This window comes from Coprobacter fastidiosus (assembly GCF_982245605.1).
Map to the genome: position 1 here is coordinate 34,750 of NZ_CEVCIF010000006.1, position 13,432 is coordinate 48,181.

A 13,432-nucleotide genomic window follows, 5' to 3' on the forward strand; every position below is an offset into this window, starting at 1 on the left:
ATGTAGCAAATATGAATCTCAGCCATTTGAAGATCTTCATATTGCAACAAGGAAAGATCGTATTAAAGAAATGTCCCAATAAAAATTTAGACGACAGGCTCTTAAACAGTTTCTTGTTTTTTATCTAAGAGCCTGTCTGGATTTTTCTTTTATTTCGATTTCCTTCTTCAATAATTTTTCTTTCTCTTTTTTAAGAACGATCTTGTATTTTGTTCTTTGTTCGTCTTCATATTCTTTTACGAGACGTTCGTCTATAAATTTCCAGCCGCCGATGATCGATGATGCAATGCCGTTCCGTTCTATATAATCGTGGTAAAATACCAGATAAATATGAACAATGGCGAATAGGATAAACGCCCACATGAGAATATGATGTATGTCCCTTACCGGATAAAATCCTCCCATAATGATTAACAGTTTGCCGAAAAACGGAGCTAAAATACTGTCGGAGTCTACATAGAACATTGCCAGTCCGGTAATAGACTGTACGATCATTATGAGAAATAGTCCGAAATAAGTAAACGCGGCGAGGCTGTTGTGTCCGATATCGTAAACCGGTTTGGGAGATAGTAACAGAACATCCACTTTGGTCGTTTCGAAGATTCCTCTCCATTGTTTTTTAGTCAAAGGTATGTAATTAGGCCACCTGGAAAATGTATTTCCGGCGAAGAACCAGTAAATGCGTACCAAAAAGTTGATTATAAAAATAAATGCGGCTATGAAATGTGTCAGCCGTACCCATCCGAACCAGTAATTAAATTCTGGTGCTGTCCCGTGCATTATCGCTGGAGGATCTCCTATAATGTAGCCGGTAATACATAATATTGTAATGGCGAATGCGTTTACCCAATGAAAAATTCTGACGGGTAACTGCCATACATATACTTCTCTTAGATGAGCTTTTTTACTGATCATGACTATTTGGTTTATTATAGAGTGTCGAACTGGTGTATATGTTTTCCTTCTTCGTCATATAGATGTACGGCACAAGCCATACACGGGTCAAAAGAATGAATGGTACGTATGATTTCCAATGGAGCTGAAGTATCATGTACGGGAGTTCCCAATAATGATTCTTCAAAAGAGGAGCGTTGTCCCTTTGTATCTCTTGGAGAGGCGTTCCATGTTGTCGGGACTACCATCTGATAGTTTTTTATTTGTTTATTTTCTATATTGACATAATGTGCTAACGATCCGCGAGGGGCTTCTGCCAGTCCGATTCCTTGAGTTTTTTGAGGCCAAGTAGAAGGTTCCCAATATATATTGTTGAACATTCGATAATCTCCCGATTTTATATTTTGCAGCAATTGAATATAGAAATCCTGCATCCAGTCAGCCAATAGATTCGATTCCATAGCACGGGCCAGAGTCCGTCCGATAGTTGAATACATAGCTTCAAAGGGAACATTTAGTTGCTTTAAACAGCGATCTGTCAAATCTTTATAATCGTCTCGACCGGAAGCATACCCGACAATCATTCGAGCCAAAGGTCCGGTTTCCATAGGTCGGTTCTTATAACGTGGAGTCTTTATCCAACTATAAGGTTGAGAATTGTCCAGATATTGGTAGGGTGGGGTAGGACCGGTATAATCCAAATTCGTTTCTCCGATAGAAGGGTGCAGCCCGACTTCTTTACCTTCACTGTAACTGTACCATGAATTATTTACATATTCCTGAAGCCCATCCATTGCATAAGGATCGAAATCTTCGATATGGTGTAGATCTCGGTTTATGATGATTCCTCTCGGACTTTTGTAAGTACTTAGTTCCCCATAATTTCCCGTGGGATAGTCCCCGTATGAAATGTAATTTCGCAATCCACCTCCTATTTTTGTCCATTCGGGATAGTAGGATGCAATAGCAAGTACATCGGGCAAGTAAACTTGTCGGACGAAATTTTGAGTTGTTTGAATAATTTCGGCTACATAACTGAGGCGTTCCAGATTAATGGCATTGGGATCGTTGATATTGACCGCACACGCCATTCCCCCGACTAAATAATTGGGATGAGGATTTTTACCTCCGAAAATAGTTTGTACTTTTACTATGTCTTTTTGTACTTCCAGAGCTTCCAGATAGTGGGCTACTCCCAACAGATTAACCTCCGGAGGCAATTTGTATGCCGGATGTCCCCAGTATCCGTTTGCAAAGATTCCGAGTTTGCTGGATTCAACAAATTTTTTGATTTTCTTCTGTATGTCCGTAAAATAACCTATCGAACTTTTCGGCCATGCCGAGATGCTTTGAGCAATAGCAGATGTTTTTTTGGGATCTGCTTTGAGCGCTGAAACTACATCTACCCAGTCCAAAGCCTGTAATTGATAGAAATGAACTACATGATCTTGTTCTGTAAGTGCTATTTGCATGAGACTTCGTACACGTTCCGCATTCGGCGGAATAATGATTCCCAGCGCATTCTCTACAGCCCTGACCGAAGCCAGAGAATGTATAGACGTACATACTCCACATACACGTCCTACATAAGCCCAGACTTCTCTCGGATCACGGTTTTGTGCAATAATTTCAATGCCGCGTACCATTGTACCAGTGGAAAAGGCATCTTTGATGATACCGTTCTCAATATCTGCTTCTATCCTTAAATGACCCTCGATTCTGGTAATCGGATCAACAACAACTCGTGTACTCATAGCTATGTCTTACTACAGTTTATCTGTTTCTTCTGTTTTTATTTTTTGTTCTATTTTCTCTTTTTCATTTTTCAGATGCGATTCTGTCTTGTCGAAATCCTCTTCATTTATACTCAGATCATCCATTTGATTTTTGATCAATTTGTGTTTTTGTATATTGGTAACTACTGCATGTGCCAGAACTCCGCCTAAAGCTACGGCACTTAATCCAGCTCCTATCTTGTCGGCTGTTGCTTCTATTCCTATACCGTGAACATAAGGTATGTGACTATATAATGGGCCGTAATCCCAGAAATTAGGTTCGGCACAACCGATGCAACCGTGTCCCGACTGGATCGGGTAACTGATGCTGTTGTTCCATTTGATTACAGCACAAGAGTTGAATGTATTGGGTCCTTTGCAGCCCATATAGTAGAGACAATAACCTTTTTTGGCGTTTTCATCATCGAACGATTGAACGAATAATCCTGCATCATAGGCTGGTCGGCGGTAACAAGTGTCATGTATTCGTCGTCCGTAAAATACAGACGGGCGTCCCATATTATCTAACTCGGGAAGTTTGTCGAATGTCAAGATATAAGTAATGACGCCTGCCATGACATCTGCAATAGGCGGACATCCTTGGACATTGATAATGGGCTTTCCCGAATATATTTTATGAACAGGTTCTGTTTTAGTCGGATTGGGATAGGCGTGTTGAATACACCCTGAAGATGCACAATTTCCCCATGCTATAATAGCCTCAGCTCCTGCAGCGCCTTCATCGAATATCGATTTGGCATCACGTCCTGCTATGGTACAATATCCGGGACTTCCTAAAGGAATTGAACCTTCTACGATCATGATATAATGTCCGTAATTATCTTTCATGGCCTGGTGACGAACTTCTTCGGCCTGTTCTCCGGCTGCAGCCATTAAGGTGTCGGAATAATCGAGAGAAATCATTTCTAATAGAATTTGGCCTACCAGAGGATGGGATGAACGCAAGAATGATTCGCTACAACAGGTACATTCTTGGAAGTGATACCACAAAACGGGTTTTCTCGGTTTGCTTTGCAGGGCATCTACGACTTGTGCTACTCCTGAACTTTGTAGTCCGAGCATAGCACCCATCATTCCGCAGAATTTGAGAAAGTCCCGGCGCGAATATCCTTTATCCATGAGTTCCTGATAAAAACTTTTTGCTTCCATATCCATATACTTATTTAATCTTCAACATATTCTGGGTAACTGCTCCCCCGATAGTCTGCCGATGATCCGTGAAGATCCGAGAGCCGTATTTAAATATACTTCTCCGGGTGTACCTTTTACTACTTCACCTATAATTTCAGCTTTACTTCCGTTCGGATCGTTTTTTATGATTTGTAGAGCGCTTTCGGCCTCTTCCGGGGGGAGAATAACCAGCAATACGCCTTCGTTAGCAACATAAAGCGGATCTAATCCGAGTAATTCACATGCAGATAGTACAGGCTCTTCGATGGGAATCTTTGATTCGTCGAGAGCTATACTGACTTGTGCCGTATCGGCAATTTCGTTTAGTGTAGAGGCGATTCCCCCTCGTGTCGCATCTCGTAACATGTGGATGTTGGGAATACCTGAGAGCAGATTCATTACCATGCTACGCAGTGCGACAGTATCACTTTTTATTTTAGATTCGAATCCGAGATTTTCACGAGTTGATAAAATGCAGACACCGTGCTCTCCGATAGGACCTGTGACTATGACAATATCTCCTTCGGTCGCATTTTTAGGAGATATTCGGAGATTTTTCTGTATAGATCCGATACCGCTCGTGTTGATGAAAACTCCGTCACATTTACCTTTTTCTACCACTTTGGTATCTCCTGTGACAATCGTGATTCCGGCTTTTTCTGCTGCCTTGGCCATTGTCTTTACAATTTTTTTCAGATCTTCCAAAGGAAGACCTTCTTCCAGTATAAAACCCGCAGACAAATAAAGCGGAGTTGCACCACAGCATAAAAGGTCGTTTACTGTCCCGTTTACAGCAAGGTCACCAATGTTTCCTCCGGGAAAGAATAATGGAGAAACAACAAAAGAATCGGTCGTAAAAGCAATATGCTGAGACATTAGCGGTAATACTGTTCCATCATGTTGTTGTTGAAGAAACGGATTGCTGAATGCCGGATAAAATATTTCGTCGATCAGGGACTGAGTGAGTGTACCGCCACTTCCGTGACCGAGCAATACTCGATCATATCGTTGTTTAGGGATGGGACATTGTGCCGATTTCATTATTTTTTTGATTAAATGTTATAACGATAATAGGCTGCGCATGCACCTTCTGAGGAGACCATAGGAGCACCGAGCGGATGTTCGGGAGTACAGTAAATGCCGAACTGCTTACATTGCATAGGTGTTATTTTACCTTTCATAATATCTCCGGCCTGACATGATGACGCCTCTTTTTTATTATCGGTTTTTATATTAAAACGTTTTAAGGCATCGTATTGTTCATATTTGCTGCGTATTTGATAACCGCTTTTTTCGATCTCTCCTATACCTCTCCATTTTCGGTTACAAATCTCGAAAACTTCATCGATTTCTTGTCGTGCTTTAGGATTTCCATCATAGGCTACTATTCGTCTATACGCGTTTTTTACGGTATATTCTCGGTTTTCTAATAGATCAATGCAGGTGTATATTCCTAATAGTAAGTCGAGGGGTTCGAATCCGGTAACAGCGATAGATAGTTTCAAATGTTTTGCCAGTTTTTCATATTCGGATGTTCCGGTAATGGCGCATACATGACCGGCGGCAAGAATACCGTTTAGAGTACATTCTTTGTCTTGGGCGATAGTTGTTATGGCTTGAGGTACAGTAAATAGGGATGTCAATACCGAAAAATTCCTGATTTTTTTTCTATAAGCTTCGAGAATAGTAAGAGCATGTATCGGAGCTGTTGTTTCGAATCCTATTCCGAAAAAGACAATTTCATGTCCCGGATTTTCCGAAGCTATGCGTAACGCATCTAAAGGAGAATATACGATCCGTATATCCGCTCCTCGAGATTTGATTTCGAGTAAGTCGTGCCGAGAGCCCGGAACTCTGAGCATATCCCCGAATGAAGTAAAGATAACATTATTTTTTAATGCCAGTTGTATTGCAGTGTCGATAATGGAAACCGGAGTGACGCAAACAGGACATCCCGGGCCGTGTATCAGTTTTATTTCTTTAGGCAGTAGCGGTTCTATGCGATAGCGGGCAAGAGCATGAGTTTGCCCTCCGCATATTTCCATAATATGCCATGAGTGACGGGTTATCTTATGTATGGCCTCTAATAATATTTTTGCTTTTTGGGGATTTCTGAATTCATTGAACATGGTCTTTCGGATTTATAGATTCATTATGACAGGCTATGATCTCGAAATCTTTTAAAGTTTCTTCCGCCTCTTTAATATCGATTGTTGTCAGTGCGACTCCTGCATGAGCAAGAACATATTCTCCTGGAGTAGCTTCTACCCATTCGATACAAATATTTTTGAGTATTCCTCCGAAATCTACGACAGCGGTTTTCAATCCTCCGTCTTCAGGGACTTCTACAGAGATTATTTTACCGGGAATTGCTAAACACATATATTTTGAAGTTTTAGAGACTGTTTAAATTTTACTCGGGTTAGTTTTGAGAATTTCCTTATGAACAAATTTTAATATGTTTTTGTTTATTCACAATCAAATATTAAAGAATGATTAGTCAGTATAATATACACATTAAAGGCTTGGTTCAGGGAGTAGGATTTCGTCCTTTTGTGTACCGTCTTGCCACTGATATGCACTTGCACGGTTATGTCGATAATCGTAACGATGGAGTGTTCGTAATGATACAAGCGACACCTTCTCAAAAAGATGATTTTGTCAAGGGGTTAACGACTCATAAGCCGGATGTGGCAGAGATCGAGACTGTTACAGTTCTTGAAAAACCCGTATCAAAGCCTTTACCCGATTTTTTTATTGCTCCCAGTCGGGAGGTTGATAATCATATTACTCGTATAAGCCCGGATATTGCCGTGTGTGATGAGTGTTTGCAAGATTTAATCTCACAGCCGCATCGTATTCGGTATCCGTTTATCAATTGTACCCATTGCGGACCGCGCTTTTCAATAATAAATGCGCTCCCTTATGATCGACCGGGAACTACAATGTCGGTATTCCGGATGTGTCCGGAATGCGAAGCTGAATATACCGATGTTCGGGATCGCCGTTTTCATGCACAGCCTATTGCTTGTAACCATTGCGGGCCACATTATCATTTGTTTATGAAGAATGGTTATGAAACTGTTGATTATGAAGAGATACTCTCTCGTATGGCGGCGGTTTTGCGACAAGGCGGAGTTGTTGCGTTGAAGGGTCTTGGAGGTTTCAATTTAATTTGCAATGCAGAAAATGAAAAAGCTATTTGTCGTTTACGGGAAATTAAAAAAAGATATAAAAAGCCGTTTGCAGTAATGTTTCCGGATGTTCCGACTTTAAGTCATTATCTGAATATTTTGCCTTTGGAAAAAGAAATCGTTTCTTCTTGGCGTCGTCCGATTGTTTTACTGGAAGAAAAACAAAAAATCGGTACAGGAATTAATGACGGATATAAAACTGTAGGTGCTATGTTGCCCTATTTGCCTGTACATTATCATTTATTTGCTTCGTCCGAATTGAAAGCATTGGTGATGACAAGCGGTAATCGAGGGGATAATCCTATACTGACAGATAATGATGCAGCTTTATCCGATTTACTTAGAGAAGTAGATTTATTTGTAGAACACAATAGAGATATATCCAATCGGGTAGATGATTCTATTGTTCAAGTAGTAGGGGAACAGCCTCGAATAATTCGGCGTTCAAGAGGTTTTACTCCAGAACCGTTATCTTTAAAGTTTGATACTGAGGGTATTTTAGCTTTGGGGGCAGAGCGAGTATCTATGTTTGCTTTAGGAAAAGATACGGAGATTATTTTGAGCCAATATATAGGAGATTTAAAGAATCGGGAAACGTATCTTTTTTATCGGGAGGCTTTGGATAAATTCGGTCTTTTATTTCGATTCACTCCTCGATATTTGGTTTGTGATGCACATCCCGATTACTTCTCTACACAGTTGGCGTTGCAATTGGCACAACGTTTTCAGATTCCGCTGTTACGCGTGCAGCATCATCATGCTCATGCTGCGGCAGTAATGGCAGAATACGGTTTGACTGAGGATGTTATAGCTGTTTGTTTGGATGGGACAGGGTATGGAGATGATGGTTGCATCTGGGGTGGGGAGATCTTTCGTTGTAATCAGTCGGAATATAGAAGAATCGCTCATTTGCCTTATGTACCGTTACCCGGAGGAGATGCGGCAGCGAAATCACCGTGGAGAATGGCTGTTTCTTATTTGAAAAGCATATATGGTAGTAAGGCCGATTATCCGGAGACGTTCATCGAACGATTGGGCGAATCTCATATACGGCAGATTGAGATGCTTATAGAAAAAGGTGTCAATACTCCTCTGACATCGAGTACCGGACGTTTGTTTGATGCCGTAGCTTCGCTTTTGGGAATTTGTGATGAAAATACTTATCAAGCTGAAGCTGCAGCACTGTTGGAACAAATAGCTGAGAATGGTATATCCCGTTGTTATCCGATAAATTCTGATAATCCGCTTGATCTTCGGTCTCTTTTTGATGGAATTTTGAAGGATTACAGATTATCTGTACCTGTTTCGGAGATAGCATCGGTATTCCATAATACTTTATCTGCCATGTTATTAAATATTATTATTCAAAAAGTAAAAACTGAGAGATTGACGACTGTCGTACTTTCCGGCGGTGTTTTTCAGAACAAAAGGCTTACGAATTTGTTAATAAAACAGTTGGCGAACAGAAAGATATCCTACTATTTGTCATCGAGAATACCTTGTAATGATGGAGCAATTGCTGTTGGACAGCTCTATATTGCTGCTTTAAAAAAAAGAGGATAAAATTATGCATGAATTATCTATCGCTTTGAGCATTATTAATTTAGCGATAAAAGAGGCTGAAAAAAGCAATGCAACTCGAGTGAGTGAGCTGGAGTTGGAAATAGGAGAAATGGCCGGTGTCAATATCGAAGCTTTAGAATTTTCTATGAGTATCGCTATGCAGAATACTATATTGGAAGGAGCTAAAGTTCGTATTGTCGAAATAAGATCATTGGCAGTTTGTCGAGATTGTAAGACACGTTTCTCTCCTGTGTCTATGTTTGATCCGTGTCCTCGTTGCTATTCTCATGAGATAGAATTTTTGCGAGGACGGGAACTTAGACTTAAATCTCTGTTGATAGAGTAAATTGTAAACTAATAACATATATTATGTGTGAGACTTGTGGTTGTGATCATCTTATAGACGGGATAACTCATGAAGAAATGCATGCTTTGGGTATAGCTCATGAACATGGACGACATCATTCTGAAAATCGTAATAGTAGAGAACATCTGGTTGAACAGAATATTCTTTCGGAAAATAATTTGATAGCTGCTCGGAATAGAGGATATTTTGAGGCTAAATCGGTATTTGTACTTAACATGGTCAGTTCTCCGGGTTCGGGAAAGACAACCTTATTGGAGAAGACTCTTTTTAATCTGAAATCGAGATTACCGATTGCTGTAATTGAAGGAGACCAGCAGACCGATAATGATGCGGATCGAATACGTGCCTTAGAAGTACCTTGTACACAGATCAATACCCAGAACGGATGTCATCTTGATGCAGCTATGATTCATCATGCGGTGAAAAAAATGAACTTGCAAGGTAACTCTTTACTGTTTATTGAGAATGTCGGTAATTTAGTCTGTCCAGCTCTTTTTGACTTAGGCGAGAATAAACGGGTTGTACTGATAAGTGTTACCGAAGGGGACGATAAGCCGTTGAAGTATCCTTACATGTTCGACAGTGCGGATATTTGTATTATCAATAAAATCGATCTTTTACCTTATGTCGACAGTAAAATAGAGCGTATTCGAGATAATGCATTAAAAATAAATTCGAATCTTATATTTTTTGAACTGTCTGCAACTGTTGGAACGGGTATTGATCGATGGTGTGATTTTTTATGTGATCAAGTAAAGAAAATAAACGGATGAAGGTTAAAGCCGCTTTCTTTGATCAGATGAGTGAACAGTGGGATACGATCTGTCGTCACGACGAAATGAAACTCCGTTATCTGTTAAGCCGTGTTTCTATACAATCAGGCGATTCTGTTTTGGATGTGGGGACTGGAACTGGTGTTTTGATTCCTTATATTCGGGAATTAAATCATGAAGGAAATATTCGGGCAATCGATATGTCTCCGGGAATGATAGCGGTAGCTTCACGTAAATATGGAGATGATTCTCATCTTTCTTTTCAGGTTGCAGATGCAGAATCAGATGATATTCCGGGACGCTATCATCAAATATTGCTTTATTCTGTATTTCCTCATTTAGAATTTAGAGAAGAGACTGTTTCTCGATTGGTTTCTCATAATTTAAAACCGGATGGAGTATTGCTTATTGCTCATTCTCAGAGCCGACAAGAGTTGAATCGGATGCACCGAATGCGGGATGATCGGGTTTCGGAGGATATGTTGACTGATGTACAGACCCAAAAACGAAAATTAGAACAAGTTGGTTTGCGTGTTTTGGAAGCTGTCGAGAATAGTGATTTTTATTATTTGATTATTACCTCGAAGGTAAAAAACGGATAGAGACTTATAAAATAAGGGAATAATCAGAATTAGTTATTCCCTATTTTATTGTTATTCTATAATTATCTGGCAGTTCTCCAAACTTTTTATACGAGCGAGTGATTCTACATGAATACCCATTTCTCTCAATTGGTCTCCTCCGTGTTGAAATGTTTTCTCAATAATGAACCCCATTCCTGTCAATGTCGCACCTGATTGACGGATCAGGTCGATTAATCCGAAAGCTGCATTTCCGTATGCGAGGAAATCGTCGATGCATAATATTCGGTCTCCAGGTTTTAAATATTCTGCACTTATGCTTACCGGATATTCCCGGTCTTTTGTGAAAGAATGTACTATTGTGCTTAAGGCATGACGCATAGTTTTCGGCTCTTTTTTCTTTGCAAAAACAACGGGCAATTGCATTGTGTAACCGGTCATGATTGCAGGTGCTATACCGCTGGCCTCGATAGTCAGTATCTTGTTGATTCGGTCGTTTGCAAATCGTCGGGAAAACTCTTCGGCAATAAGTTTCATTAGCATAGGATCCATTTGATGATTGATGAAACTATCGACTTTGAGGATACCCCCTTCGTAACAAGTCCCGTCCTCTAATATTCGTTTCTTTAATATTTCCATTAGTTGTTGTTTTTTCTTGACATAACAGCGGCTATCGACAGAATAATTCCTAAAGCGACGCCTAAAAGTGCTGCAAATAAAACTTGATATTGCCCGGGTAATAAAAATGTTATGGTATGAGCCGGAATCCAAAAAAACGGAATCGTTTTCTTAAACACGAATCCCCATTGAACATTCCAGTTTAGAGACGAAAGAATTTTTCCCATGGGAAGAGGTTTTATCAATGCTGTTAATTTACCTCCGTATTGTAATATTTGAGTATCGGTTATTTTATGTAGGGTCATAAATACAGGCCCGAATGTCGTATTCATCATGACGCTGATAAAAAACGCACCGAATACTTTTTCCATTGACAAACTCTGCTTCATAGCATCGGGGACGCCTTCTATTCCGAAACTTTGGAGTAAATAGGGGACTCCTGAAGAAAACGTTTTCATTGCGACAGCAATCCACATTCCCAAAAATCCCCAAATGATGGCTCGAGGAAGAATTCCGAATCCGGGTTCGTTATATATTCCCTTTTTAATTCTTAGTCCGATGACTTCGCCTAATGTTGCGAGAATGGCGAATTTAAAAAATGCCATGATATACGGATGAGATCCATTATATTCCGTATATCCGTTATAAAAAGATTCCGAAATGAAAAAAGGCAAGAAACAGAGTATTATAATCCCTCCGAATAATAGGTCTTTCGTTTTCATTTTATTCCCGATAAGATTATAGCTCGATCAGTTCCTTTTCGGTAATACTATGTAGCCCATATTTCTTTATTGTCTCCAATGCTGCATGCTGGTTGCTCGTGCGTATAATAAGAAATGCATTGGTTTGTTTTGAAAAACAGTACATATATTCGATACTGATTGACTCCTTTGCAAAATATTTCAACTCTTTGGCGAATGTTCCGGCCATAGAATCGCACGTAAGAGCAATTACATCACTTGTATTTGCGCTGACATTGGCCTCTTTGAGCAGTTTTATGGCATGGGCTGTATCAGAAGTTATCAATCGCAATATCCCGTATTCCGAAGTGTCGGCTACTGTGGCAGCAATAATACGAATATTAGCTTTACCTAAAATGTCGAGAATTTCGTTAAGCCGTCCCGATTTATTTTCGAGAAAAACCGAAAGTTGTTGTATGATCATATCTTTTGTTTTATTTATTTTTTGCGTAAATCTTTTACTCGCACAGCTTTACCATCTGACTGCGGAAGGCTTCCTCTATCGACTAATTTTACTTTAGGCGTCAACAGTATTTCGTCTTTCAATCGATGGGTAATTTCTTTTGTAAGCCGTTGTAATTGGCTGTAATCGTCGGTAAATAGCTCTCCGAGCTCGACGTCTATCATAAGTTCGTCATTATTGCCGATTGTTTCGATCGTAATCAGGTAATTTGTCCCGAGTTCTTTAAATTGTAAAAGAATCTTTTCGATTTGCATCGGGAAGATATTCACACCTTTTACGATAAACATGTCGTCACTACGTCCTTTCAGCCGGTCTATTCTTCGGTGAGTTCGTCCGCAGGGACATTCTCCGGGAATAATCCGGGTCAAATCCCGGGTTCTGTATCTCAGTAACGGCATAGCATCCCGGTCGAGAGTCGTGAGTACCAATTCTCCGATTTCACCGTCAGGTACGGGTTCTAAAGTTTCAGGATCGATGATTTCCATGAGGAAACAGTCTTCCCACAGATGCAGACCGTTTTGATAAGTACATTCGAAAGCTACACCCGGACCGCTCATTTCGGACATTCCGAAACTGTTATATGCTTTCACTCCTAATAATTCTTCTATTCGTTTTCTCTGTTCCTCAGTATGGGGTTCGGCACCGATAATTAATGTTTTTAATTTCGTGTCTTTTCGAGGATCGATACCGCATTCGAACAAGACTTCGGCCAGACGGGTTGCATAGCTGGGTATGGCATGAATGGCTGTCGTTCCGAAATCGGTAATGAATTTTACTTGCCGCAGACTATTTCCCGCTGCTGCAGGAACTGTCAGAGCTCCTAAACGTTCTGCTCCGTATTGAAATCCGAGTCCGCCGGTAAACATACCGTATCCTGATGTATTTTGAAATACATCGGTGTTCCGTATGCCTACCATATACATGCAACGGGCTACTCGGTTAGCCCATTGGTCGAGATCATGTTGTGAATGACATATAACAGTCGGATTACCGGTCGTTCCACTTGAAGAGTGCAATCGTACGACATTTTTCATATCTGTAGCAACCAGTCCGAAAGGATAATATTCCCTTAAATCGGCTTTTGTTGTGAAAGGTAGTTTTCTAATGTCTTCTACGATCGATATAGAATCGGATGTAATCCCTTTTTCTCCTAAAATTTTAGCATAAAAAGGTGAATGAAGCGCAATGTCGATGCTTCTTTTCAACCTTTTGACCTGTAATTTCTGTAATTCAGAACGTTTGATCGTTTCGATTTCGGGTTGATAGTACATAG

The 13,432-nt window shown here is 40.2% G+C and carries 14 protein-coding genes; 4 read left to right on the forward strand and 10 right to left on the reverse strand.

Features of this window, described 5'->3' with window-relative positions; all coding sequences use genetic code 11:
• Positions 1-120: 120 nt before the first annotated feature.
• From cybH to AC0UMU_RS02820, 6 genes are read right to left on the reverse strand one after another with little or no spacing between them, the layout of a single operon-like run.
• Entirely contained in the window at positions 121-915 is a 795-nt protein-coding gene (gene cybH / locus AC0UMU_RS02795; RefSeq protein ID WP_278716517.1) for a Ni/Fe-hydrogenase, b-type cytochrome subunit, read from the reverse strand.
• 14 nt (positions 916-929) lie between these two features.
• Positions 930-2,648 (reverse strand): nickel-dependent hydrogenase large subunit, encoded by a 1,719-nt coding sequence (locus tag AC0UMU_RS02800; RefSeq protein ID WP_009317267.1) that lies wholly within the window; start codon positions 2,646-2,648, stop codon positions 930-932.
• 12 nt (positions 2,649-2,660) lie between these two features.
• Complete coding sequence (locus AC0UMU_RS02805) at positions 2,661-3,845, reverse strand: hydrogenase small subunit (protein ID WP_009317266.1); 1,185 nt, start codon at positions 3,843-3,845, stop codon at positions 2,661-2,663.
• Between the two features lie 15 nt (positions 3,846-3,860).
• Entirely contained in the window at positions 3,861-4,901 is a 1,041-nt protein-coding gene (hypE, locus tag AC0UMU_RS02810) for a hydrogenase expression/formation protein HypE (RefSeq protein WP_009317265.1), read from the reverse strand.
• An 11-nt stretch (positions 4,902-4,912) separates the two neighbouring features.
• On the reverse strand, positions 4,913-5,989 hold the full coding sequence (gene hypD / locus AC0UMU_RS02815) for a hydrogenase formation protein HypD (protein WP_009317264.1): 1,077 nt from the start codon (positions 5,987-5,989) through the stop codon (positions 4,913-4,915).
• Positions 5,979-6,242 (reverse strand): HypC/HybG/HupF family hydrogenase formation chaperone, encoded by a 264-nt coding sequence (locus AC0UMU_RS02820; RefSeq protein WP_009317263.1) that lies wholly within the window; start codon positions 6,240-6,242, stop codon positions 5,979-5,981. Before AC0UMU_RS02820 ends, hypD begins: the two co-directional genes overlap by 11 nt.
• 110 nt (positions 6,243-6,352) lie before the next feature.
• Here AC0UMU_RS02820 and hypF point away from each other — a divergent pair, with 110 nt between their 5' ends.
• Genes hypF through AC0UMU_RS02840 form a run of 4 tightly spaced genes read left to right on the forward strand, consistent with a single transcriptional unit; the run spans position 6,353 to position 10,359 of the window.
• The gene (gene hypF / locus AC0UMU_RS02825; RefSeq protein WP_278716512.1) at positions 6,353-8,617 is read left to right on the forward strand and encodes a carbamoyltransferase HypF; all 2,265 of its coding nucleotides are present in this window, start codon (positions 6,353-6,355) and stop codon (positions 8,615-8,617) included.
• A gap of 4 nt (positions 8,618-8,621) precedes the next feature.
• A complete protein-coding gene (gene hypA, locus AC0UMU_RS02830; protein ID WP_009317261.1) occupies positions 8,622-8,963 on the forward strand; it encodes a hydrogenase maturation nickel metallochaperone HypA in 342 nt (113 codons plus the stop codon).
• A gap of 23 nt (positions 8,964-8,986) precedes the next feature.
• A complete protein-coding gene (gene hypB, locus AC0UMU_RS02835) occupies positions 8,987-9,757 on the forward strand; it encodes a hydrogenase nickel incorporation protein HypB (protein WP_278716510.1) in 771 nt (256 codons plus the stop codon).
• Positions 9,754-10,359 carry a class I SAM-dependent methyltransferase gene (locus tag AC0UMU_RS02840; RefSeq protein WP_278716509.1) on the forward strand — a complete coding sequence of 202 codons (606 nt, stop codon included), beginning with the start codon at positions 9,754-9,756 and terminating at the stop codon, positions 10,357-10,359. Before hypB ends, AC0UMU_RS02840 begins: the two co-directional genes overlap by 4 nt.
• 51 nt (positions 10,360-10,410) lie before the next feature.
• Here AC0UMU_RS02840 and xpt read toward each other — a convergent pair whose 3' ends face one another.
• From xpt to AC0UMU_RS02860, 4 genes are read right to left on the reverse strand one after another with little or no spacing between them, the layout of a single operon-like run.
• Positions 10,411-10,977, reverse strand: coding sequence for a xanthine phosphoribosyltransferase (gene xpt, locus AC0UMU_RS02845; RefSeq protein WP_278716506.1), 567 nt, complete (start codon positions 10,975-10,977; stop codon positions 10,411-10,413).
• Positions 10,977-11,678, reverse strand: coding sequence for an Mpv17/PMP22 family protein (locus AC0UMU_RS02850; RefSeq protein ID WP_009317257.1), 702 nt, complete (start codon positions 11,676-11,678; stop codon positions 10,977-10,979). The genes xpt and AC0UMU_RS02850 overlap by 1 nt, the downstream gene beginning before the upstream one ends.
• Before the next feature lie 16 nt (positions 11,679-11,694).
• A complete protein-coding gene (locus AC0UMU_RS02855; protein ID WP_009317256.1) occupies positions 11,695-12,120 on the reverse strand; it encodes an amino acid-binding protein in 426 nt (141 codons plus the stop codon).
• 14 nt (positions 12,121-12,134) lie between these two features.
• Positions 12,135-13,430: a phenylacetate--CoA ligase family protein gene (locus AC0UMU_RS02860; RefSeq protein WP_009317255.1), complete on the reverse strand. Its 1,296-nt coding sequence runs from the start codon at positions 13,428-13,430 to the stop codon at positions 12,135-12,137.
• Between the last annotated feature and the right edge of the window lie 2 nt (positions 13,431-13,432).